The sequence below is a fragment of the Nostoc sp. NOS(2021) genome (assembly GCF_017115025.1).
GTDB lineage: Bacteria > Cyanobacteriota > Cyanobacteriia > Cyanobacteriales > Nostocaceae > Nostoc.
This window is the reverse complement of record NZ_JABXKM010000134.1, coordinates 39,033-63,103: the sequence shown is the minus strand read 5'-3', so window position 1 is coordinate 63,103 and position 24,071 is coordinate 39,033. Positions and strand designations below refer to the sequence as shown.

Here is a 24,071-nt window from a genome sequence, read left to right as displayed (position 1 = left end):
GATAGTTTAGGGGTAGCCCTACGCAAAAATAGCTCGATGCCAGGGATCATAATTCAAACTAAAACCCTCAAGCTTACATCACAGCTTGGGGGTTTTAGTTTATCCTGAATTTAGTATTGGATAAATCGCGATGACTCAAGAACTTTGGGATTTAAGGAAGTCTAAGCTGCTACGCAGCTAAATTTAATAAACAGCATTACCTTTATTTTTAATCTTGCGCTCCCATTTAATAATAAGACCTCCTTGATTTAGCAAATTATTTAACAACTCTTCTAGCTGTGATACTGACTGGAACAATCGATGAGCTATATATTCTTTTGCTGAATGCCAAACCAATTCAATTAAATTATAATCTGGACTATCTTGGGAAAGATGATTTTTTGCTGGCATAGGTGGCTGATACCGGATTAAATACTTAATCTAGTATTATACAATCAAGCTGCGTAACAGCTTATTCTTGATGGACGTTATGATGATGCTTTAGTAATTGTTGATGAGTTGGAGTTAATTAGTCGAAAAAGTTATATCCGAAATATTAGAAGTTTTCTCATCAGGCTCATTTAATTAAAAATCAGGTTGAACAAAGATTAACTAATTCCTGGGCAGCTTCTATTAAAGGCTCGATTTTAGAAATTCAAGATTTCAATTTAGTTATGGATTGACATTTTCGTATTTATGTGTTAAAAAACATAAAAAGCTATTTGACCTCTGATCTTTAGTCTAACTAGCCCCATTTTTCTCTTGACAAAGGCGAGATTCCACCTTTAGATAATTAATCAGGTGGAATTACACCTACAATATGAAGAACATCAAAAGCGATCGCTCGTCCAGCCTGGAAAACTAACAGAGCGATCCCTACCTTCGGTTTTGATGCCAAGCATGAGAGTCACCTCCTATGCTTAGGTTAAAGGTTTATCACCCTCTGCCTGTCGTCCCGTGTCTCCCTCCCCTTGTGGTGCAGACATGATTTGCTTTTGCTGTTCTTGTAGCCAGGTTTCAAAGAGTTCATTCAGCAGGCGCACTTTCATGAATTCATCCAGTTGTGCTGGGATAAATTTTTCCAGCCGCAAAATCACAAACCAGTCAGCGATGCGGGTAGGGGGTAATATCTGACCTGGTTGACTGCTAGAGAGCATTTGCACCATTACCGGATGTAGTGCATTCAGTTCAATCGGGCCCACTAAGCCACCAGTTTGGGCTTCTGGCCCAAGTGAGTATTCCCGCGCCAAGTCAGCAAAAAAGTTTTCTTTTGCCTGAATCCGGAAGTAAAGTTCTTGGGCAATTCCCACATCCTGGGTTCGCAGTAGGGAATAAATTACTTTGTCTAGTTTTGCCTTGGACTGAAAAAAGTAAGATTCCAGTTTATTACCCCAAGTGGCTTGCTTGAATTTTTCAATTTTAAGCTTACGAGTGGTAATAACTTCTAGTTGATCGGGAGTCAGCCGTTGATGTGCCATCCAAGCCTGGATGTCTTCTTCATTTTTTAACTGTTTTTCAGCGTAAAACTGCTGTTTAGCTTGGGCTACTTCCTCTGGTGTACACTCTATTGCTACCTTCGCGGAGCGTGAGTTTTGCTCTATCGCCTCATCGATGATCAATTCGCGCTGCAATTGTGGCAGCATTTGGTAACTTGCCAGTAAGGAAATCAGTTCACTAGCTGTGATTGTACGATTACCGATTTGGATCGCTTCAGTCATTAGCTTTCGGGCATCTCAAGAATATCTAGTTTGTTAAAGAAGCTAAACCGTAGCCGATTCACTGGGAGCTTTTGTCTTAATCCTACCGAGTTAGGTACGCTAACCTCAGTTTCGCAATCATTAAATCGTGACTTGCTAACATACTTTAAAATATACAGTTTATATAAGTTTTTATCAAAGATTCTACGTAAATACGACCAGATGTGAAGACAAGGACAAAGGAAAATGATTAATGACAGTTCTCGCCACTGCAACTTGGAAGACAAAGTTATGAGACTGAGCTAGATGCTTTGAGATAACCCTCTCCGAACAAAGGTGTTTTTAGTTAAGTAGAAATACTCGCTCTAACTCTAGCTTTGTTTCATTCTGAAGCTGCGCTTACTTTGCACATCTATAAATTCTCATTGTATGTTAAAAATTGTCAGAGATGGAAAAAGGCAGCACATGCTATGCTGCCTTTTTCCATGAGGGATTTATGTATGCCACAACCAAAAATTCTAACCTCTACAACGACTCTAAATAGTTCAAAAGATCCGCCATTTCTTGGGCACTAGGTTGGAATTTTGGCATTGGTGGTGTTTCGCCACTGATCACTTGGTGAATCAGCCCATACCGAGACTTGTGCTTTGAAACAGCTTGCAAACTGGGTCCCACTCGCCCGTCTGCTTCCAAGCCATGACAACCAGCACAGTTAATTTGAAAGATGGCGTGTCCTTGAACTGGGTTTCCTGTTAAGGATAGAACACTCTTGACGTATGGATCGGAGGCTTGAACCAACTGAACACCCAAAAAGCCCAAAGGGACTGCTAGCAGTATGGCCAGCGTCAATAAAACGATCCGCTGAATCAAAATTTCAGGTTTGCTAATCTGGTTATCCAAAAGGTTTGCTGTGAAAGTCTAGGTGTGCTAAAAAGTTTTCATTTCCTACACATAGCTTAAAAGTTCTTGATTGTGTCTGCAAGCACAGAAGACTATTTTCTTGTGGGTAGCCACCCTCTAAAAAGGCTGTAGGGCGCAGGATTCATACCAAATTTGGTAAAATCAAAAACAGGCAACGAATATTTAATAATTACAAAGAGGAGATTTACAGTGGTTGAACCCCTGCTATCAGGTATTGTCCTTGGTCTAGTTTTCGTCACCCTCGCCGGACTGTTTTACGCTGCCTATAAGCAATACAAGCGCCCTAATCAGTTGGGGGGATGAGGAGTGCTGTTAGCGGTAGCGGGGCGTTTAGCCCGTCCTGAGTGCTGCGGCAGGAGGCAGGAGTCAGAGTTATTTCTCCCCCTTCTCCCCCTGCTTCCCCTGCTCCTCTGACTCCACAATTGTGTAAAAAGTAAGTGATGTGTTGCCATAAACTTTCTCGCGGCAAATTTCCCAAGTGGGAATCTCTGGTGGTGTCCAACCTTGTGAGGCGTGTTCAACTGCGATTTCACCGCTAGGATCTAAAAGTTTATAGTGAGCGATCGCTTCTAAAACTGGCTCATATAATCCACTGGCATAAGGTGGATCAAAGTAAATTCTATCGAATTGCTTGCCTGATAAAGTCTTTAACTGCTGGGTAATATCTCCCCGCAATACCCGAAGTTCTTGCTCGGCACTAGCTACCTGCTGCCAATTTTGTTGGATAGTGGCACAGGCTTGGCTCGATTGTTCAATTCCCACTACTAGGCTGGCTCCTCTACACAAAGCCTCTGCGCCCAGTGAACCAGTACCGGCGCACAAATCTAGCCAGCGACAACCTGCAATTTCTCCCTGCCAAATATTAAAGACTGCCTCCCTTACCCGCGCACTGGTGGGTCTAGTTTCTTTTCCTGGTAAAGTTTTTAGCTGGCGATTCCCGTAAATTCTCAGGCTCATGATGCATTAATCGTTAATCATTGGTCATTAGCCATTTTCATTTATTAACAAATAAAAAAGGATAAACAACAAAGTACAAATGACAAAAATAGTATTAGGCAGGAATTTTTTCGCGGACTTGAGCAACAAAATTAGACAGGATTTGCAATCCGATATTAGAGGATTTTTCGGGGTGAAATTGGACTGCCATCAGGTTTTCATGGGCGATCGCAGCTGTGACGGTTTGAGTACCGTGGGTGACGGTTGCTGCACGGATTAGCGGGTCTATTGGGTCAACATAGTAGGAATGGACAAAATACACCCAAGGAGCAGATGGTAAATGCTCCCATAAAATACTTTTTGGCTGAGTCACTTCCAGTTGATTCCAACCCATGTGAGGAATAGTGATGTCAGGTTCTGGACGAAACCGCCGCACTTTTCCTTTGATAATTCCCAGTCCTGGTTGGGTACCTTCTGCACTTGATTCAAAGAGAATTTGCAATCCTAAACAAATTCCTAAGAAAGGTTTACCAGATGCGATCGCTTCTTTAATAGGTTGTTCCAAACCACGCGCTCGCAGGTGTTGCACTGCTGGATCAAATGCTCCCACTCCTGGTAAGACTATTGCATCTGCCTGCTCTAATTCCTTTGGAGAATAAGTAACATTAGGAGTTGCCCCAGATTTTTCCAAGCCTTTGCAGACTGAGTGCAAATTTCCCATCTCGTAGTCTACGACCGCAATAACTGGCATTTACCTGCTCCTTGTAAATTTATTATGGAGGGTTTTTCTATTCTAAATAATATTTGTTATGAAGAAAAGAATTCTATTAACTTATTTTGATATTTCGCTAAAGAATCAACAGTCAAATTATTCTGATGGTTTATTACTAGAAGTTACCAAACTTGAGTTGCTCCCCCATGACTTAACTTTTTTGCACCAGTTACCCGTAGATGTGCAACTTGCCAGTGATCGGGTAATTGAAAAAATCAATGCAATCCAACCTGATTACATCATCTGTTGTGGTATGGCTGCAAGCCGTACACAATTAAGTGTGGAAGCAGGTGCTAGCTGGAAAGAAATTGTTTTGCAGACAGAAGTTGATTTTGAGGAATTAGTCGCGGGAGCAGTGGCAATTGAGATTAGCCACGACTGCGGTAAGTTTGTCTGTGTTCGCGTAGCGGACGCACCAGAAGGTGTTTACTATTCAGTGCTGGACTACTTAAGCCAAAACCAACTCACGGCGCGTTGTATTTTTGTTCACGTTCCGGTTCTTAATCAAGAAAATTTGAGCGGGATACTTGCAGATTTCGTATTAATTATTAACAAACTGGCACTTTCATAAATTTGTCGGCGTCTGTATGGTGGAGAAAATATTTAAATTTATGTTGCCATTGTTACTAAATTTTCTGCTTGGCCAAACAACTCCTGCCACACCACCGCCTGAAGAAGTGGTGCAACCACAAGAAGTACGTCCTTTACCAGGCCAATTGGATACAGTGCCAACATTTAACAGTAATAGTCCAGAGTTGGTATTGAAAGAAGGGATTTTACTCTCCACTTTTCCACCAAATGGTAAAAAAGTGCCAACGGCGCATTTGAATTTTCCGTTTCGGGGGCGATTTGATATTTTTGCCCACCACATTGCGAAGGCTGAACCACCAGAGAATTTGCGTTCTCTTTATTTAGGAATAATTCTGCATAATCCTGGTTCTGAAGCAGTGAAGGTAAATATTTTGCAGGCGGCGAGTTATTTGAGTCAACCGGATGCACCATTTATTCAGTTACCATCTTTTAGTCAAAATCTTTTAGGTACAGTTTTTGCTGGGCCAGGCGATCGCGTTATGTCTGATGTGCTTAGAGGAAAACGACAAGAGATTTTCCCTGCCCAAATTGAGATTCCACCAGGGCAAAGTCGGATGTTACTAAATTTACCAATTCCTGTGCAGGGACTCACACCACCTCTGAATGGTCGGTCTACGTTGATGCGACTGCAAAGTAATGGTACTGTTTATGCGGCTAGCCTAGCTATGTTTGCACGGGTGAATTCCGATGGTAGTGAGCGATCGCCTACTTTAGAAGAATGGCAAAATTTACTAGATAATGGTGATTTGGCTGGGCCACGGGATAAAACTCCTACTCCCCTTGAGGAAACTGGCAAGCCTATAGTTTATGGGCGTGTAGCCGGAGTAGCTGGTGGTTCCCAATGGAGAGCCTTATTAGTAGATAATCCCAAAGTTAGGTATCTAACTATTCCCCAGCCTGGTCAAGTGTTTTCCTACGCTCTAAGCACCCTGCATGGTGATACCTTAGGAACTGGTCAAATTCAAAGTGCTAACATGCTGGTGCGCTATCCTGACACCGCATATCGCGCTCACGGCAACTACGGAGTTCAATATAGTCTCAAGTTGCCACTATACAATAATACTCAAAGTCCTCAAATTGTGAGTGTGTCCATGCAAACGCCACTCAAAGAGGATCAGTTGGGAAAACCGGGGTTACGCTTTTTGAGTACACCAGCCCGTCAAGTATTCTTTAGAGGAACGGTGCGGGTACGTTACAAAGATGACCAAGGTCAGCCGCAAACTCAGTTTGTGCATTTAGTGCAAAAGAGAGGTCAACCAGGGGAATCGTTAGTTTTATTAAATATCAAGCCAGGCGATCGCTCTTTAGTAGAAGTAGATTTTCTCTATCCCCCAGATGCCACACCACCGCAAGTATTAACAGTCTCAACCCAAGCTGAACCTCGGTAATGACTTATGGGTAATGGGTAATAGCTTTTCTCCAATTACCTATTACCAAAGAATATTAGTCAACTTTGTGAATACTACAAAAACACGTAGGCGTAGCCCGTCGTAGACATCGCCAAAACCTAAAAATATTAGAGTAAATATTAAGAAATTTAAATATATAAAAATTATTTTAAGTTTTTTGTGATTCGACAATAACGATAAATCAGGGTCAGCTAAATACTTATAATTATAATTGCAAAGCGCTGGACTTACACTATTACGGAAAACAGCACTTTACTTATGGAAACCATATCGTATAATTATCTGGATTCCTACGCCGTCTGTTCGAGCCGCTAAATTCTGAGAATTGCGTTGCACAATGTTAAGTAAAATTATGGAAATCTTATTTTTCTATGAAAAATGCACTAATTATTAAATTATCGTTAGATACTGTGACATTCACTTAGAGTGAGGCTCCTGGTATGCCCATTCCTGACACTTCTACGCTGGACGGATTGCGAGTACTAGTGGTCGATGATGACCTCGATTCCTGTGCCTGGATGACTTGTTTGCTTGAGTTGTATGGGATCGAAGTTCATTCAACTTTCACGGTACATCAAGCCTTAGAAGCGTTTGTCCAACTTAGCCCAGATTTAGTACTTAGTGACATTGCCATGCCCGGTGAAGATGGTTATTCGCTGCTACGTCAGATCCGGCAAATCGAAGATAGGCTGGACAAATCCACTCCCGTTATAGCAGTCACGGCACTCGAAGAGTTAGAAGCTGGATTTCTGGAGTCGGAAACAAGGTTTGATCAATGGTTATTAAAGCCTGTGGACATAGATGAGTTGGTCGGGGCGATCGCTTACCTAACAGGACGGTCAATGTTGATCGGTGAATTAACTTCTTCATATTGATAAGGCTTTTCACCCCAAGTTTGTGTATTTAGGGTGAATACTTATTCCGCTCCATGCATTGCAATAGAAGTAGCAGACTATAGCAGGCAATAAAAGGACGGTATGACAACGGATCAAAAAATCAATCAAGAAAGTGAGTTAAATTCGCTCCAGCACCTTATTGGAACCCTGATCTTACTGGTAGAGGATGAGCCAGATATTGCAGATTTACTCATCTTCATTTTGGAAGCAGCAGGTGCAGAGGTGATGGCTTTAACCGATGCAGAAGCAGCGCTTGCTTTGGTAGAATCACTTCATCCCGATATTCTGCTGTGCAATATGAAGTTACCCGATCATGATGGAAATTGGTTAATTGAGCAAATTCGAGTACATTCTTGCCCATCCCTAAGAGAGTTGCCTGCGATCGCTATCACTTCTTATACACGGGAGGTCTCAAGTCATAAGGCTTTGAATGCTGGCTTTAATCGATTTCTAGTCAAGCTTGAGAGTCCAGAGGAAATCGTAGATGAGATTGTTCACCTGTTATCTAGCGATGTTTAAATCTAACTATCTGGTTTTTATCTCGTTTTTGACACTGATTTTACCCAATAGAGGCTTGGAGCGTACAGCTAGCTGTACGCTCCTACAAACGACTCTGCTTTGGAAACCATATAACCCTAAGTGAGTAGAGTGAGATGTTGCATATATCTGTTAACCTTATTGAAAACCTTTTGCTGACTTTTTTTGCCCTTTACCCTTGGGCTTAGATTTGTTAACTTCTCCTAAAGCTTCTTGAAATAAGTTGTGTAAATGTATAGGGACACTAGCAATTTCTGGTAACTCTGGCTCAATAGGTTTATTGAATTCTTGCAAAAGAGTATTTAAGTCACTTTCAATGTGAAACTCTGGACGTTGCAGATATTTCTGCAACACCTTTTCTAATTGAGTTGGATACTGTTGCGCTAACCGATACCAGATAAAGGCGTTAATACTTTTATCTTCGAGATAGTAGCGAATTAATTTTTCAGCCCCTTGAATACTTTGCCAGTCCTCTGTGGATAAGATTACTTGTACCTTACTATATGTTGGTAAAAACATTTGTCCCCAACGGGGATGAGAAAGAGCCGTTACCTGTTCTGCTTTCCTGAGTTCGGCAGGTAAATCAACCTTTGGCATAACCATTTTGCTATTGCCGCTTTTGCTGTTAAACATCTGAGAAACGGCATTTGAGTCAGCACCAAATTCTTGTGCTGCTTCTTTGATTTCCTCGTCTGTGATGCCAGCTGCTTCTGCCACTTCAGCCAATGATTTGGAAGTATCAATTCCTGCTGCTGCGAAGCTTTTTTCAGTAATTATTTCTTGAAATTCCGCTATTTTTTTATTAAGCTGGTATCCAGATAGTGTGATTTCATCAGTGCCAAAAAAGTCCATAAACTGCTGATGATATTGTCCTACTGACTGCCAAGCTTCTTCTAGCAAGTCTGGAGCATCGCTATAAAGATTACTTTTATAGTTCTCTTTGAAATTACCAATTGCTACAGCAAGTTTTGGTTTACCTAATTTACCCATTATTGTGTAGGGGCCAGAAAACATCCAGTAGCTATCGGTGACAGGAGAAATGCGAGTTAGTAAGATTTCTCCTGGTTTCAACCGAGATATTGCCTGTAATGTTTGAGTATTATTTGGCTTGACGATGTAGCGTTTATCTGTCAACCAGTTCGTCAACTCAAAACCATCAGCTAGGATGTTAGTGATGGCAAATAAGCCAATAAAACTATGATGCCAGCTGTTGATCAGCTTGCGATCGCTCTGGTCTAAATTTGGATGGCTGGCGATAAACAACTCTAATGGTGACTTATCACCAACTTTCCCTGCTGTCAGAAAGCTATCGATAATTAAGTCCTGCTGTGTACTATCCCCACTTCCACGGCGCAACTGTGCTGCTGCATAAGTTTCCAGTGCTTGTGCAAGTTCACCTTCAGCATCCAGGACAAAATCAACTAAGGCTTGTTTTAATTGGTGCGATCGTTCTAATATGGCATCCACAAGTTAATCTCTCGGTGCAACAGATGTAGATTATAGCCTTTGAGAGAATTACAGCATCTAGCAATAGCTAGATTTATGGTGACGTGTACTTAGCGGATTTAGCCGTCAAGCTTCTCTTAAATTAGATACAAGGCATCACACAAGGTGATTACATGTTTTTAGAGAGCAAAATAAAAAGGCAAAAGAAGATTTTCTTTTGCCTTTTTATTTTTTACCTTTTATATAGAGACGTGAAATTTCAAGTCTCTACTCTTCGTCAAAATCATCTTCCTCGTCTTCCTCTTCTTCCTCGAAATCGTCGTCGTCTGCGACTTCATCGGCAATTAATTCATCTTCTTCCTCTAGGATTGACCTTTCTGCACGTCTGCTACCAAAACCAGATTCCCCAAGAGTCGGAGAATCTAAATTATAAGTGCGAGCTGTGCGGTCATCTAAGACCATATCCAGGGGGTCATCAACTTCATCCAAGACACTACTGCTAATCTCAGCAGCATAATCATCGATCGCACCGGGTTCATCATAGGTATTGTACCCAGTACCAGCCGGAATCAATCGCCCGATAATCACGTTTTCTTTTAATCCGCGCAGCCAGTCGGATTTGCCTTCGATAGCTGCTTCGGTAAGTACTCGTGTTGTTTCTTGGAAGGATGCGGCAGAAATAAAGCTGTCGGTGTTCAACGATGCTTTGGTGATCCCCAACAATACTGGGGTATACTGTGCCCTAGCACCGCCTGTAATTGCCATAGCTTCGTTCACCTGCTCAACTTGGCGCAGTTCTACCAATTCGCCGGGAAGCATGGTGGTGTCACCACCATCATCAATCCGGACTTTGTTGGTCATCTGGCGAACAATTACTTCAATGTGTTTATCAGAAATATCAATCCCCTGAGATTGATACACCATTTGCACTTCATTCACCAAGAATGTCTGTACCTTCTGTAAAGCATGGCTAGCACAAGCATAAACTCCGTCTTCGGAACCCAGGCTAAAGAAGATTTCCAAAATTTCGTGGGGGTTGGATGGCCCATCGGTCAACGGTTGTCCTGCTAACACAGTCGCTCCATCTGGCACAATCAAATTTTGTCCTGGGCCTAGAGGATAATCTGTTACCACGCCATTTGATTCTACGACCTTGATGGCGATCGCTTCATCACCACCATCCCCGTAAACTACCTTAACTTCACCCGCCCGGCGACATAAAATGCACGCTTCTTTCGGTTTACGAGCTTCGAGCAGTTCCTCAATCCGAGGCAAACCTTGAATAATATCTCCGGTTTTGGCACGTTCAAACACCAACAATACCAAGTTATCACCCCGTTGTACCAAATCGCTGTCTTCTATCTGCAACACAGCACCAGGGCTGACTCGATAAGGGCGACCGATGCGGGTAGTAATAACGTAGTTTTTAGTACTCAGAGATGATTCCCCACCAGATGCAGCAGGGGCACTTTTGATATCCACTACTTGCCCTGATTCTGGGGCAAAAACTCCAGGAGCAACTTCTGCACCTTCTACTAGCAAGTCACCCACTTTCACCTTGGGCTGAGTACTAGTATTAGTGATGAGCCTGTCAACGTCGCGCAACACCAAGCAGCGACGCACGTTTTCGGTTCCTTTTTTGACGCCCCGCACTTCCCCCCCTTCTTTACACAAGATTTGGGTACGTGCGACTACAGAACCGGGGGCAATGGTTAGTCCATCTTGTACCTCAAGTGTCGTCTGGGTGCTACCTTGGGTGGCATCAGCGGTAATGTCTCGACGAATTACCAAGGACTCCAAAATCACCAGTTGCAAGCGTTGAACTTCTGAGTCTTCGGTATCCTGTACCAATTCAATATCCGCTGCTAGCGGCGAAGCATTATGGTCTTGTTCCCCTTCTTGCTCAATTTCCAGCACTAGCTGGGTTCGCAGCAGTTCCACACCTTCAACTGACTTGACGCGTTCCGAATCTTTGTAAGGCAGTCTCTGCACAGCCCGCAACTGAATCGATCGCCCGGTTTGTTGACTTATAGATGTAGTTGATGGCACATCTGGATTATCCGGTACAGCAAACTCAACTACCGGACGACTCAACAGGGCAGGCCCTTCTGGTGTCTCCACATACTGGATATAGCGCAACTCCGTGGCGACACTGCCTTGAAACTCCTCGCCTGGTTGGATGAAGGTGTTATCTCGACCGATGACTGCTTCTGGATCGTCCACCATTAGCAGTTCCCCTGGCTTCACCACAACTTCCCGCAGGATGTCGTTTTTCTGGGTGACTTCTACCACACCGCTGTTTTGGCAGAAGATATCCTTCACCACCTCGGTGCCAGCTTCCACAAATTGACCGTCTTCTACCAACAGTAAGGAGATATCTTTATTGACTTCGTGGCTTTCTTCGGGAATCCACAAAAGGGTACCGCCCTGCACGACTTCATAACCCAGCTTGGCTTTGCCTTTTTTCTGGACTTCTACACCCGCGAATTTCAAAAATCCACCAGTGTTTGTGCGATAACGGTCATCAATTAACTCGGCCACTACTTGACCATTTTGCACTTTTGTGCCTGGAGTAGCTCGGAGGTTAAATACCTGGTTGTTGCCAGTGGAGACTAAGTAATTATTGCGACCTTGGGAACTTTGGACTGTTACTGTTGCCTGGTCTAGTACCACAGAAGCGGTGATAATCTCAATTTCCCTGGTACTCTTACCTGGAGTAGCTTCGGGCAAGCGCACCACACCGCCGTGCAAAGTGGTTAACTTGGTTTCTGCTAAAACTCCATTAGAGGCGATCGCATCACCATTTTTGACAATTAATTCTGCGCCAGGTGGCAAGTTGTAAACTTCCCCAGACAAAATCCAAATTAAGCCACCGCGTGCGGCTGTAGTTGTGGTATTACCTTGACGGTCGGTTTTTTGTTCTGGAACTACTTCGGCAAATTGCACTTCTCCTGCCAAGTCAGAGGCGACATCTTTAACTGCTTTTTCTGTATTAGTCCGAGTTGTGCGTCCACCGAGGGCAACCTCTGCCAACAACTGACCTTGTTTTACCTTATTTCCATCAAATACATATAGTGTTGAACCTTGAGTAAGATGAACCTCTTGGTTGTCTGGGGTAACATCACCTACTTTTGTTGGTTCCAAAAGCAGGATGCCATTAGCCTCAACATACAGGGCATCTTCCCCGTGGCGGGTACGATATGTTCTGGTCTTCAGTTTGCGGGGAAGCTTGACAGTACCATCGATTTTAGAACGAACTTGTTGCGCCACTTCTCCAGTAAAGACACCACCTGTGTGGAATGTCCGCATGGTTAACTGAGTGCCAGGTTCGCCGATACTTTGGGCGGCAATAATCCCCACAGCTTCGCCCAAGTCCACCATTTTGGCGTGGGCTAAACTCCAGCCGTAGCAGTGTTGACAGACAGAACGTGCAGCTTCACAAGTTAGGGGCGATCGCAGCACAACTTGTGCCACCCCAGATTTTTCAATTTTCTTCGCCAAGTCCTCAGAAACTGGGGAATTGCGTGGTGCAATTACTTCTTTTGTGACTGGATGCACCACATCTTCGCCAATTACCCGTCCCATCAAGCGGGTTGCTAGAGGAATCAAGGTTTTGGCACCTTCTGTCATTGGTCCCACGGTAAGACCTCTGGTGGTGCCGCAGTCAAATTCCCGAATAATCACATCCTGGGACACGTCCACCAAACGGCGGGTGAGATAACCAGAGTCAGCCGTCCGCAAGGCAGTATCCACCAATCCTTTTCTGGCACCGTAAGACGAAATAATATATTCCGTTACAGTTAGTCCTTCACGGAAGTTGGTTTTGATGGGCAAATCGATAATTTCGCCTTGAGGATCTGCCATCAGTCCCCGCATCCCCACCAACTGCCGGACTTGAGAGATGTTACCCCGTGCCCCGGAGAATGCCATCATGTATACGGAGTTCAGGGGATTAGTCTTCTTGAAGTGGACGACTACTTCATCTTTCAAGGCTTCACTGGTACCGTTCCAGGTATCGATTACCTTTTGGAAGCGTTCTACTTCGGTGATTTCTCCCCGTTGGTAACGGATTTCAGTGGCGCGAATTTCTTCTTCGGCTGCTTCTAAGAGCAATCGCTTAGTTGGTGGCACCATCAAGTCATCTACACTGATGGAAACCCCTGCTTTGGTAGCGTAGCGAAATCCTAAATCTTTCAGTTTGTCCGCCATCACTGCGGTTCGCGCCGTACCATAATTCGTAAAGGCCCAAGAAATTAAATTTCTCAGTTGACCTTTGTCAACTACGCGATTGCGAAAAATCATTTTTTCGTTAGTCATTAGTCATTAGTCCTGAGTCATCAATAATTAATAATTCGTAATACTCGCCAAAGGCGAGAAGCAAGCTACGTAATTCGTAATTGAAGAATTAATTACGAATTACGAATTACGAATTAACTAGCAAGTGCTTCCTGAATAGCGTTGTTATAAATAACACGACCAGGAGTTGTGTATATATACTGAGAAATTACATTGCCCTTAGCGTCTTGTCTGACTCGGCGGAACTTATAGAGTAATGTCCGGCTACCATCGTCGTTTTCCGTCACTTCCAGGGGTTCTGTATCCGGTTGATCTGATTCTATTTCACCGTCAAACCGCACGTAAATATAGGCGTGCAAGTCAATTTGCTCTTGCTGGAAAGCCATAATTACGTCATCCAGCGAATAAAAGTACTTTCCTGCGCCTTTTGTCGCACCGGGATTTTCTGCTGTTAAGTAATAGGCCCCCAACACCATATCTTGGCTGGGCGTGATGATGGGTTTACCTGTAGCTGGTGACAAAATATTGTTAGAAGCCAACATCAGCAACCGCGCTTCAGCCTGACTTTCTAACGACAGCGGGACGTGTACCGCCATCTGGTCGCCATCAAAGTCGGCGTTAAACGCTGGACACACCAGAGGATGCAGTTGAATCGCTCTACCTTCTACTAAAATCGGTTCAAAAGACTGAATACCCAAGCGATGCAATGTTGGTGCCCGATTTAGCATCACCGGGTGTCCTTCAATCACCTCTTCCAACACATCCCAGACACTGGGGTCATTACGCGATATCAGCTTTTTAGCAGCTTTGATGTTATTCACCATACCGCTACGAATCAGGCGATTAATCACAAATGGTTGAAATAGCTCAATTGCCATTTCTCTAGGCAAACCGCACTGGTGAATTTTCAGCTTTGGCCCGACAACAATTACAGAACGTCCAGAGTAATCAACCCGTTTACCTAACAAGTTTTGTCGGAAACGTCCTTGCTTACCCTCAATAATGTCGGACAAAGATTTTAGGGGTCGGTTATTTGCCCCTACCACAGTGCGTCCCCGACGACCATTGTCAATCAAAGCATCCACTGCTTCTTGCAGCATCCGCTTTTCATTCCGCACAATAATCTCTGGTGCCAAAATTTCTTGCAAGCGTGCCAAACGATTGTTGCGGTTAATTACTCGCCGATACAAATCATTCAAATCGCTGGTGGCAAACCGTCCGCCATCTAGTTGCACCATTGGGCGCAAGTCGGGGGGAATCACGGGAATAACTGCCATTACCATCCACTCTGGTTTGGAACCAGTGGCGATAAAGTTGTCAATCACCCGCAGTCGCTTAATTAGCTTGGCTCTCTTTTGTCCCTTGGCGTTGCCAATTTCTTCCCGTAGGCTTTCGGCTTCTTGCTCTAAATTGATATCGGCAAGCAAGCGTAACAGTGCTTCAGCACCAATACCTACCTCTACGCCCTGTAGCAGAGAATCTTCGCTATAAATTTGGTCTTCTATTTCCAACCACTGGTCTTCACTCAGCAGCTGTTTGTAAGTTAAAGTTTCGGCATTACCTGGACTCAGGACAACATAAGAGTTGAAATAGACAATCTGCTCGACATCCCGCAAGGGCATATCCAACAGGATGGAAATATAGCTAGGAATGCCTTTGAGATACCAGACGTGAGCTACTGGTGCGGCGAGTTTAATATAGCCCATGCGGTGGCGACGTACCCGTGACTCGGTGACTTCTACCCCACAGCGCTCACAGACAATACCTCTGTGACGGACTCTTTTATACTTGCCACAATGGCATTCCCAATCTTTCGCGGGGCCAAAGATGCGCTCACAAAATAGGCCATCCATCTCTGGCTTGAGAGTTCGGTAATTAATCGTCTCTGGCTTGGTAACTTCACCAACTACCTGACCATTGGGCAATGTTCTCTCGCCCCACTGTCGAATGCGTTCAGGGGAAGCCAAGCCGATTTTTACGTAGTCAAACTGATTAGTTTGGGCAGGTCTCATACTTAAGTACTGAGTTCCGAGTTATGAGTTTTGAGTATATTTAGTTTTAAGGTTTGAATTAAGAGAGATCCGAGTGCTAAATACTAATTACTGAGTTTTTTAATACTCAGCAATCAGCACTCAGCACTCAGCACTCCTTATTCGTCATCTTCCAGCGATTCGCGGGAAAGAGATTCGTATGTTGGTCGAGGAGGTGTGCGACGGGCTGATTGGTCTGCCATCAAATCGACTTCCACATCTAGGGAACTGCCGTCTGCTTGGGTTTCTACCTTGTGTACGGCAATGTCTAACCCCAATGATTGCAACTCGCGCATTAGCACCTTAAAGGACTCTGGGGTTCCAGGTCGAGGAATTGCCTTACCTTTAACGATCGCATTTAGGGCTTCATTCCGTCCTTGCATATCGTCAGATTTGACTGTGAGCAATTCCTGTAAGGTGTAAGCTGCACCAAAGGCTTCCAATGCCCACACTTCCATTTCACCAAACCTCTGACCACCTTGTTGGGCTTTACCACCCAAAGGTTGCTGAGTCACCAGTGAGTATGGGCCTGTGGAACGGGCGTGAATCTTATCATCCACCAAATGCACCAGTTTCAGCATGTAAGCCACACCGATAGTGATTGCTCGGTCAAAAGGTTCGCCTGTACGACCATCAAACACCATGATTTTGCCTGGGTCATCTGGGTTATATACCCAGTCTTTGCCTGTTTCGTCCCGTGCTTCTTGCAATTTGCCATGCACGATTCGGCGGGATGACTCTTCACCGTACATTTCGTCAAAGGGAGTAATCTTAAATCGCACTCCCAAGGTCTGACCAGCCCAACCCAAGAGGCACTCAAATACTTGTCCGACGTTCATCCGACTGGGTACACCCAAGGGGTTAAGTACGATGTCCACTGGTGAACCATCGGGCAAATAAGGCATATCTTCTGCTGGTAATATCCGAGAAATAATCCCTTTATTACCGTGGCGTCCTGCCATTTTGTCACCAACTTGGATTTTGCGTTTTTGGGCAACATACACCCGGACTACCATATTGGCTCCTGGTGGCAGTTCATCGCCTTGTTCACGAGTAAACAAGCGCACATCAACTACACGACCTTTTTCACCGTTTGGTACTCGCAGAGAATTGTCCCGCACATCCCTTGCTTTCTCACCGAAAATGGCACGCAACAGTTTTTCTTCTGGCGGTTGGTCAGATTCACCTTTTGGTGTGACTTTTCCTACCAGTATATCTCCAGCTTCTACCCATGCCCCAATGCGAATGATTCCCTGTTCATCCAACTGACGCAAGGCATCTTCCCCAACGTTGGGAATTTCTCTGGTGATTTCTTCTGGCCCCAATTTCGTCTGTCTAGCTTCAATTTCATATTTTTCAATGTGAATTGAGGTGTAGACATCATCCTGCACCAGTCTTTCAGAAATTAAAATTGCGTCTTCGTAGTTGTAGCCTTCCCAAGGCATATAAGCAACTACAATATTTTGTCCTAGCGCCAATTCACCGCCTTCGGTGGAGGAGCCATCAGCCAACACCTGACCAGCAACAACCCGCTCACCAATGCGGACGAGAGGTTTCTGATTTAAACAGGTGTCTTGGTTGGAACGTTGGTACTTGGAAAGAGTGTATTTAATTTCCGGGGTTGCTGGTTTCGGACGCACACGAATTTCTGTGGCATCCACATAGGTGACATCACCATCGGTACGCGATACAACCACCATCCCGGAGTCTCTTGCTCCTTGGGCTTCCAAACCAGTACCCACCAGAGGACGTTCTGGCTTGAGTAGGGGTACTGCTTGCCGTTGCATGTTCGACCCCATCAGCGCTCGGTTAGCGTCATCATGCTCCAAGAAGGGAATCATGCTGGTCGCTACCGACACAATCTGTACGGGAGATACTGCTACGTAGTCCACCTGTTCTGGTGTTGTGGTGGAAAATTCTTGGCGATACCGGACTGGCACTTGTGGCCCAATAATGTGCCCAGTTTCATCTACAGGAATATCTCCCGGAGCAACCCGCAAATCGTCTTCTTCATCGGCTGTCATGTAGGCTGGAGGCAGGTCAAATCTGACTCGGCCATTTTCCACAGGTCTAAATGGCGTTTCTAAGAAGCCATACAGGTTTACCCGTGCATGTGTTGCTAAGGAGCCAATTAATCCGGCGTTGGGGCCTTCTGGTGTCTCAATGGGGCAAATGCGTCCATAGTGACTAGGATGGATATCTCGCACAGCAAACCCAGCGCGTTCGCGGGTTAAACCACCAGGGCCAAGGGCACTCAGTCGGCGTTTGTGGGTCAGTTCTGCTAGGGGATTGGTTTGATCCATGAACTGACTTAACTGGCTGGAACCAAAGAATTCTTTAATTGCTGCTACCAGTGGTTTGGGGTTCACCAAGGAAGCAGGGGTCAGCACTTCCGCATCAGATACGGTCATCCGTTCCCGAATTATTCTCTCTAGGCGATTTAAGCCTACCCGCACTTGGTTTTGCAGCAATTCACCGACGCTTCTCACCCGACGATTCCCTAAGTGGTCAATGTCGTCGATATTACCAATATCGTATTCTAGGTTAATCAGGTAATCCACGGCTGCCAAAATATCGCCAGCAGTCAGCACACGCATTGTGTCGGGGACAGAAAGGCGCAATTTTTTGTTGAGCTTGTACCGTCCGACGCGACCAAGGTCATAACGTTTCGGGTCAAAGAAACGGGAGTCGAGGAGTTGTTGTCCGCCTAACACCGTAGGTGGTTCACCAGGGCGCAGTTTCCGATATAACTCCATCAAGGCTTCTTCTTCAGAGAATTGCCCTTCTTTTTCGATGGTTTTTTGGAAATATTCTGGATGACGTAAGGCGTCAAAGATTTCGTTATCTGATAACCCTAAAGCTTTTAGTAGTACCTGTGCTGAGAGTTTGCGGGTTTTGTCGATACGTACCCACACCAAATCGTTACGGTCTGTTTCAAATTTCAGCCATGCGCCCCGGTTGGGAATTAAGCTAGCTGAATAAGTGCGCCGTCCGTTTTTGTCTATTTCTGATTTGTAGTAGACTCCTGGCGATCGCACTATTTGGTTGACAATTACCCGCTCGGCTCCATTAATAATAAACGTGCCGCGATCGGTCATCAAAGGCAAATCCCCAATAAATACCTCTTGCTCTTTGATTTCCCCGGTTTCTTTGTTAATCAGGCGTGTAGGAACATACATTTGGACGGCATAGGTACTGTCCCGCCGTTTGGCTTCTTCGACGCTGTACTTTGGCTCCTTGAGTTTGTAGTTATGACCCAAAAAGTGCAGTTCTAATTTGCCCGTATAATCTGTGATCGGACTAAAGGAGTTAAGCTCTTCTATCAGCCCTTCTTCCAAAAACCAGCGAAAGCTTGACCGCTGGATTTCAATCAAGTCGGGCAACAGAAAGGCCGGTTCCATATATGTTTCTTTAGTCATGCCTCTACCTTTGTCAACCTGGTTAAATTTTCCCTTGGACACTGCTGTTTGACGCTTCCCACTCCTAGCCAGTGTCCTTAGCTGTTTGGGAACTTTTTCTTACACACTTGCTATTTACAGGTGTGGGTAAACGCAGCGGTTAAAACTGGCTGGAATGAGCAATTTTGACAAGGGGATAATCGCCCCTCATCGGTGACTCAGAAGCCAAAAACCAACTATAGTCTTGATTCAAGAAGAATATACAATTGAGATATTCCTGAGTTTGATCTACTTTTCTCACTTCCCCTCCAAAAAGCGCGTTAATTTGCTGACGCAGCTCTACACGGTGTTGTCTGAAATCCACCCCGCTGTTTATACTGTCAGTGATATCCTAGATATCCTAAGACTGAGGGAATGATCCGTACCTTGTCGGCTTTGAATCAGAATCACTTCATTTTGCTGAATTGTACTCACAAGGCAATTTTGTTTAACGATTTTCAATAGGTTCAATACACACCAAGCGATGTTGTGCAAAAGTCTAGCTCAATTTGGGTTGGCACGGTTAGTCATGTGTGGAGAGCATCCGCTTGTAGAGATTTGGAGGATGGCCAAGCCATAACAGCACGGAAAATTCAGACGAGAAGTTTTAGGTTCCTTCCTTTATCATTATGGCGCAAGCAAAATGTTTTTGAGGGAATAATATTAGCATATTTTTGCCCCCTAGAGTTTTATTTTTTTTAGCACAACTTAACAAAAGACACTAGGGCACACTTGATATTGACAGACCGAATAATTCACAGGCATTTTGGGTGGTTTGATGGGCGATCGCCTCTACCGTTTCCTGACGCAGTTTAGCTACCTGCTCGGCTACATAAAGCACGTAGGCAGGCTCGTTGCGCCTCTCACCCCGTTTAGGAACTGGAGCCAGAAATGGACAGTCTGTTTCAATCAGTAGGCGATCGCTATTCACCATTGCAGCTGAAGATTGGATTGCTTTGGCGTTTTTGAACGTTACCGTCCCACTAAAGCTAATATAGAAGCCTAAATCGAGAAACCATTGAGTTTCTTCTGGCGTTCCTCCCCAGCAATGCATGACACCACGCACTCTTTCTCCTTTAAGTTCCCGCCATTTTTGTAACACTTCTCTGGTTGCCACGGCAGCATCGCGGCAGTGGATAATCACTGGTAAGTTTAGTTCAGATGCGATCGCCAACTGTGACTCGAACACCATGTACTGTTGTTCATAGTTATCAGCTTTATAAAAATCCAGCCCCATTTCCCCAATTGCTACCACATTCGAGTCAGAACTCGCTAAAGTTTTGATTTTATCGGCTGTCTCGCTATTCCATTTCTTAGCATCTAATGGATGTAATCCCACGGCAAAACTGATTTCGGGAAACTCTTGTGCTATGGATTGAATACTGGCAAACTCATCCGGGTGAACACAGGAATGTACTAAACGCACTACACCTGCTTCTTGCCACCGCGATCGCACTGTTGCTAAATCTGGCTGGAAACTATCAAAGTTGAGATGGACGTGCGTGTCTATCAGTTGCATTCTTTGTCCTTTGTCATTAGTCATAAATTATTAGCCCTGATCACGACTAAGGACAAATGACCCTCCAGGTGAACCCTTCTCCTGTGGGAGAAGCTACACGAACACATATACTTTGCAATCATCCAGATGCTCAAGAGGTAAACTACACCCGTCGCTTATTTTAATTCGGCATCGCCGACGCTAGTCGCTTATGGGGAGCCACTGCGGTGGATGGGTTAAGAGGCAAAGAGCAAGTGGTGTGGAAACCCTCAACACTGCACTGGCTTTCCAGACGCTCGCGGACTTGCTAACGCTGTGCTATGCGCGGCATCGTTTCACGCCACTTGCTACAACTTTGGGAAAGTTCGTAGCACAGTGGCTCCCTGAGTGAGAACAGCGCACTGCCTTACCAATGACTATTCAGCTGCTGCTGCTGTTTGAGTTAGAGGTTTTAGTTTATGAGCCAATCTCGACTTTTTCCTTGCCCCATTGTTGGGGTGAAGGACACCCCGTTTGATCGCTTTATCGATTTTGCCGTAAGCCTCGGATAACCGAGCCTGTACTTCTTGTTTTAATTCTGGGGTAGGATTAGCTGCATAGACAGCTACAGCATTAACGTATTTCTTCATCAGCGTCTTGACTGCTGATTTGTAAGCTTTATTACGCAGTCGGTTACGTTCTGCGATTTCGGCACGCTTGAGAGCAGACTTTGTATTCGCCACAGTCAATTCCAAAAATACTATTAATATGTACACACACTACTAGACTTACTAATATAGCATCCAAATTGCCAATGTTATAATTTCCTAAAAAAAAATCTATCTATCATTGGGGATTGGGCAGTGGAGATTGGGGAAGAATTTAGTCCCTAGTCCCCGCTCCTTAATCCCCAGTCCTTAATTTGGTGTGTCGTCAATTTAGGAAATGCGTTAAAATAAGGTACATCAAATAAAATATTGGTCTTAACTCACCACCTGGTTAAGCAATGTGATTGCCAATATAATACAATCTGTCCCTAAAGCGGATGTATTGTCAAAGGCAAGGAACTGTAAACAGCTAAATTTCAGGTGTTTCAAAGTATAGAACCGATATATCGTGTCTGTACAGATGTTAACTACTAAAAGTTAGGAAAGTAAAAATTATACTCAGACCCTACCCCCGATAAATCCGGGGGACTGGATGTGGAAACACACTACCTGCACCAGAGCAAGGAGTGAGGGTCAGGGCATAAGGGTAGTGGTAAATCGCACGACCACTTCCTGCCGCTAGTCTGCCGAGGCTTGTCGGACTGAGGAATTAAGTCGCCTTCTCAAGCAAAGCATGTGCTGGCAGCCTTGAGAGTATCAAAAAAATCCAGGTTAAGCTAGAGAAGAGAATTAGAGTCAGCTTCCACACCCCAGTTGGTCAAGAGCAATACTAAATCTCAGGTGTGAATATTATAATTTTGGCATTGTCCTTACTCCATGCTGCGAATCATTACTCAGCAGGCAGACGTCAGAGCAGAACTACAACGGATCTGCGATCGCACCCATGACGAACAGGTGCTTCACAAAGAAGCAACGGTGCGGGAAGTTTTGCAAGCAGTGAAGCGCCAAGGCGACAAAGCTGTATTGCATTACACAGCCGAATTTGACAAACAAACCCTGAAAGCAGAAGAACTCCGAGTTACAGGTTCGGAACTAGATGCAGCCTATCAGCAGGTGTCTAAGGAGTTGCTTGATGCAGTTCGGCTAGCTTGTCGCCAAATTGAAGCGTTTCATCGTCAGCGAGTACCTAAAAGCTGGGTACACTTTGGCGACGATGAAATAGTGCTGGGCAAACGCTATACCCCCGTAGACCGAGCCGGGTTGTATGTGCCTGGTGGCCGTGCCGCCTATCCTAGTACAGTGCTGATGAATGCAATTCCGGCTCATGTTGCTGCTGTACCCCATGTGGTGATGGTGACACCACCAGGTCCAGGGGGTGCAATTAATCCCGCAGTCTTGGTAGCTGCCCAAGAAGCAGGGGTGCAAGAAATTTATCGCATTGGGGGCGCACAAGCGATCGCTGCCTTAGCCTATGGTACAGAAACGATTCCAAAAGTGAATGTAATTACTGGGCCTGGTAACATTTATGTCACCCTAGCGAAAAAACTTGTCTATGGCATCGTCGGCATTGATTCTTTGGCAGGCCCTAGCGAAGTGCTGGTGATTGCCGATGAAACCGCAAATCCGGTGCATGTAGCAGCTGACTTGCTGGCCCAAGCCGAACACGATCCAATGGCGGCAGCAATTTTGCTGACCACAGATGCTGCTTTGGCGAAAAACGTGCAAGTAGCCTTGGAAAGACAGCTAGTAGATCACCCACGGCGAATAGACACAGAAAAAGCGATCGCTCACTACGGCTTGATTGTCGTTGTGGAATCCCTCCAAGCAGCAGCGGAATTTTCAAATGAATTTGCCCCCGAACACCTGGAATTAGAAGTCAAAGACCCTTGGGCACTCTTACCACAGATTCGCCACGCTGGGGCAATCTTTTTGGGTTACTCAACACCAGAAGCTGTAGGAGACTATTTGGCAGGCCCTAACCATACCTTGCCAACTTCTGGTGCTGCCCGCTATGCTTCGGCATTAGGGGTTGAAACTTTCCTGAAACACTCCAGTATTATTCAATACTCCCAAACCGCACTGCAAAATGTGGCTGGCGCCATTGATGTGCTAGCAACAGCAGAGGGCTTACCTTCTCATGCTGATTCAGTACGACGCCGAATTCAGCAAGAAGAGTGATTTGGAATGCTTAATTTTTTCCTATACTGTTGGCAAAAGTCACTCGATAGGTTCAGACTAAAAGTTTGGATGGCGATACCTACGGTAAGCTACGCTAATGCGTGACTTTTGCTATCCTGCCTTCAGCCGCCCTTTAAGCCTCCACAAGTCTGGCATTGCCGGCGGCAGTTGTTTCAAAAGTAGAGGATTGCCGGACGGCAGTTGCTTGGAGAGGAAAACTCTCTCCAAGCAACTGGTGAAAAGTTTCTCCAGACCAGTTGCTACAATGCACTAGCGTCAAAGTGGGGTGAAACCGACCTATAGCAGAGCCTCGAATATATAAACTAAGTAGGCAGATGGAAAATTAATTTAGTGTAGCTGCCAACAAATTTTGCGAGATACTTATGTAAGGGGTCTACTCTTTAGGAGAGGAGAGCGGTGCTAAAGAATATTTTGGTAGCTCTGGACGGTTCGGAAATTGCAGAACGAGTAATTCAGATTTTAGATAATTTGGCGTTGTCAAAAGATGCCAAGATTATTCTCTGTCATGTGTTTCCCACACCAGAGTCACAGATGGAACTACCCGCTGATCGTCCTCAGCCAGAGTCCCCAACATTTTCTTATTTTCATATTGAAAAACAGTTGCATTCCTATCAGGAAAACTTATCATTCACAAGTGAGTTAGAACTGGTAAATGGTGATCCTGCCGAAGAGATTATTCGCCTTGCCAATATTTATAAGACTGACTTGATTATAATTGGCAGTCGGGGGTTGATTGGGATGAAGCGAATTGTCCAGGGTTCTGTTAGCAGTCAAGTTGTAGAAGAGGCTAATTGTTCGGTGTTAGTCGTCAAACCAAGGTAAAAATTTGCAACGGGAAGC

17 protein-coding genes and 2 pseudogenes are annotated in these 24,071 nt (G+C 44.9%); 8 read left to right on the top strand and 11 right to left on the bottom strand.

Translation table 11 applies throughout. The features are described 5' to 3' along the window. Positions 1-183 precede the first annotated feature (183 nt). A pseudogene (locus HWQ41_RS17875) lies at positions 184-360 on the bottom strand (IS630 family transposase); the annotation flags it as partial. Positions 361-453: 93 nt separating this feature from the next. On the opposite strand from HWQ41_RS17875, the pseudogene HWQ41_RS17870 reads away from it, so the two are divergent. Beyond that, positions 454-650: pseudogene (locus tag HWQ41_RS17870) on the top strand (hypothetical protein); the annotation flags it as partial. A gap of 249 nt (positions 651-899) precedes the next feature. Here HWQ41_RS17870 and HWQ41_RS17865 read toward each other — a convergent pair. Continuing rightward, a complete protein-coding gene (locus tag HWQ41_RS17865) occupies positions 900-1,697 on the bottom strand; it encodes a peptidylprolyl isomerase (protein WP_292765478.1) in 798 nt (265 codons plus the stop codon). Positions 1,698-2,201: 504 nt separating this feature from the next. After that, positions 2,202-2,576 (bottom strand): cytochrome c, encoded by a 375-nt coding sequence (locus HWQ41_RS17860; protein ID WP_292765476.1) that lies wholly within the window; start codon positions 2,574-2,576, stop codon positions 2,202-2,204. Positions 2,577-2,786: 210 nt separating this feature from the next. Here HWQ41_RS17860 and petG point away from each other — a divergent pair, with 210 nt between their 5' ends. Then, positions 2,787-2,900: a cytochrome b6-f complex subunit V gene (petG, locus tag HWQ41_RS17855; protein ID WP_063721252.1), complete on the top strand. Its 114-nt coding sequence runs from the start codon at positions 2,787-2,789 to the stop codon at positions 2,898-2,900. A 69-nt stretch (positions 2,901-2,969) separates the two neighbouring features. On the opposite strand, the gene rsmD is transcribed toward petG, so the two are convergent. Beyond that, positions 2,970-3,554 carry a 16S rRNA (guanine(966)-N(2))-methyltransferase RsmD gene (gene rsmD / locus HWQ41_RS17850; RefSeq protein WP_292765473.1) on the bottom strand — a complete coding sequence of 195 codons (585 nt, stop codon included), beginning with the start codon at positions 3,552-3,554 and terminating at the stop codon, positions 2,970-2,972. Between the two features lie 94 nt (positions 3,555-3,648). Beyond that, complete coding sequence (gene hisH / locus HWQ41_RS17845; protein ID WP_292765471.1) at positions 3,649-4,284, bottom strand: imidazole glycerol phosphate synthase subunit HisH; 636 nt, start codon at positions 4,282-4,284, stop codon at positions 3,649-3,651. 58 nt (positions 4,285-4,342) lie between these two features. Between hisH and HWQ41_RS17840 the strand changes: the two genes are divergently transcribed. The 4 genes from HWQ41_RS17840 to HWQ41_RS17825 all read left to right on the top strand — a co-directional run bounded on the left by HWQ41_RS17840 (position 4,343) and on the right by HWQ41_RS17825 (position 7,720). Next, positions 4,343-4,876 carry a peptidase C15 gene (locus HWQ41_RS17840; protein WP_292765468.1) on the top strand — a complete coding sequence of 178 codons (534 nt, stop codon included), beginning with the start codon at positions 4,343-4,345 and terminating at the stop codon, positions 4,874-4,876. A gap of 40 nt (positions 4,877-4,916) precedes the next feature. After that, positions 4,917-6,284: a DUF3370 domain-containing protein gene (locus tag HWQ41_RS17835; RefSeq protein WP_292765465.1), complete on the top strand. Its 1,368-nt coding sequence runs from the start codon at positions 4,917-4,919 to the stop codon at positions 6,282-6,284. Positions 6,285-6,745: 461 nt separating this feature from the next. Beyond that, positions 6,746-7,180 (top strand): response regulator, encoded by a 435-nt coding sequence (locus tag HWQ41_RS17830; protein ID WP_292765462.1) that lies wholly within the window; start codon positions 6,746-6,748, stop codon positions 7,178-7,180. A 102-nt stretch (positions 7,181-7,282) separates the two neighbouring features. Further along, positions 7,283-7,720: a response regulator gene (locus HWQ41_RS17825; protein ID WP_292765458.1), complete on the top strand. Its 438-nt coding sequence runs from the start codon at positions 7,283-7,285 to the stop codon at positions 7,718-7,720. 156 nt (positions 7,721-7,876) lie between these two features. On the opposite strand, the gene HWQ41_RS17820 is transcribed toward HWQ41_RS17825, so the two are convergent. The 6 genes from HWQ41_RS17820 to rpsT form a co-directional block, all read right to left on the bottom strand. Next, positions 7,877-9,205 (bottom strand): hypothetical protein, encoded by a 1,329-nt coding sequence (locus HWQ41_RS17820; RefSeq protein ID WP_292765455.1) that lies wholly within the window; start codon positions 9,203-9,205, stop codon positions 7,877-7,879. A gap of 246 nt (positions 9,206-9,451) precedes the next feature. Continuing rightward, positions 9,452-13,501, bottom strand: a complete 4,050-nt coding sequence (locus HWQ41_RS17815) for a DNA-directed RNA polymerase subunit beta'' (protein ID WP_292765453.1) — start codon at positions 13,499-13,501, stop codon at positions 9,452-9,454. Positions 13,502-13,614: 113 nt separating this feature from the next. Next, entirely contained in the window at positions 13,615-15,492 is a 1,878-nt protein-coding gene (locus HWQ41_RS17810; RefSeq protein ID WP_292765450.1) for a DNA-directed RNA polymerase subunit gamma, read from the bottom strand. Between the two features lie 137 nt (positions 15,493-15,629). Then, entirely contained in the window at positions 15,630-18,929 is a 3,300-nt protein-coding gene (gene rpoB, locus HWQ41_RS17805; protein WP_292765447.1) for a DNA-directed RNA polymerase subunit beta, read from the bottom strand. A 739-nt stretch (positions 18,930-19,668) separates the two neighbouring features. Next, positions 19,669-20,466 (bottom strand): TatD family hydrolase, encoded by a 798-nt coding sequence (locus tag HWQ41_RS17800; RefSeq protein ID WP_292765484.1) that lies wholly within the window; start codon positions 20,464-20,466, stop codon positions 19,669-19,671. Positions 20,467-20,861: 395 nt separating this feature from the next. Beyond that, a complete protein-coding gene (gene rpsT / locus HWQ41_RS17795; protein ID WP_292765444.1) occupies positions 20,862-21,167 on the bottom strand; it encodes a 30S ribosomal protein S20 in 306 nt (101 codons plus the stop codon). Positions 21,168-21,908: 741 nt separating this feature from the next. On the opposite strand from rpsT, the gene hisD reads away from it, so the two are divergent. Together hisD and HWQ41_RS17785 are read left to right on the top strand one after the other, a co-directional pair. Beyond that, on the top strand, positions 21,909-23,210 hold the full coding sequence (hisD, locus tag HWQ41_RS17790) for a histidinol dehydrogenase (RefSeq protein WP_292765441.1): 1,302 nt from the start codon (positions 21,909-21,911) through the stop codon (positions 23,208-23,210). A 417-nt stretch (positions 23,211-23,627) separates the two neighbouring features. Then, positions 23,628-24,053 carry a universal stress protein gene (locus tag HWQ41_RS17785; protein WP_292765438.1) on the top strand — a complete coding sequence of 142 codons (426 nt, stop codon included), beginning with the start codon at positions 23,628-23,630 and terminating at the stop codon, positions 24,051-24,053. The last annotated feature ends 18 nt before the right edge of the window (positions 24,054-24,071 follow it).

Excerpts from the sequence above, each read along its gene's own strand:
- HWQ41_RS17865 (WP_292765478.1), bottom strand. The coding sequence starts at position 1,697 with ATGACTGAAGCGATCCAAATCGGTAATCGTACAATCACAGCTAGTGAA.
- rsmD (WP_292765473.1), bottom strand. The coding sequence starts at position 3,554 with ATGAGCCTGAGAATTTACGGGAATCGCCAGCTAAAAACTTTACCAGGA.
- hisH (WP_292765471.1), bottom strand. The coding sequence starts at position 4,284 with ATGCCAGTTATTGCGGTCGTAGACTACGAGATGGGAAATTTGCACTCA.
- HWQ41_RS17840 (WP_292765468.1), top strand. The coding sequence starts at position 4,343 with ATGAAGAAAAGAATTCTATTAACTTATTTTGATATTTCGCTAAAGAAT.
- HWQ41_RS17835 (WP_292765465.1), top strand. The coding sequence starts at position 4,917 with ATGTTGCCATTGTTACTAAATTTTCTGCTTGGCCAAACAACTCCTGCC.
- HWQ41_RS17830 (WP_292765462.1), top strand. The coding sequence starts at position 6,746 with ATGCCCATTCCTGACACTTCTACGCTGGACGGATTGCGAGTACTAGTG.
- HWQ41_RS17825 (WP_292765458.1), top strand. The coding sequence starts at position 7,283 with ATGACAACGGATCAAAAAATCAATCAAGAAAGTGAGTTAAATTCGCTC.
- HWQ41_RS17815 (WP_292765453.1), bottom strand. The coding sequence starts at position 13,501 with ATGACTAACGAAAAAATGATTTTTCGCAATCGCGTAGTTGACAAAGGT.
- HWQ41_RS17810 (WP_292765450.1), bottom strand. The coding sequence starts at position 15,492 with ATGAGACCTGCCCAAACTAATCAGTTTGACTACGTAAAAATCGGCTTG.
- rpoB (WP_292765447.1), bottom strand. The coding sequence starts at position 18,929 with ATGACTAAAGAAACATATATGGAACCGGCCTTTCTGTTGCCCGACTTG.
- HWQ41_RS17800 (WP_292765484.1), bottom strand. The coding sequence starts at position 20,466 with ATGCAACTGATAGACACGCACGTCCATCTCAACTTTGATAGTTTCCAG.
- hisD (WP_292765441.1), top strand. The coding sequence starts at position 21,909 with ATGCTGCGAATCATTACTCAGCAGGCAGACGTCAGAGCAGAACTACAA.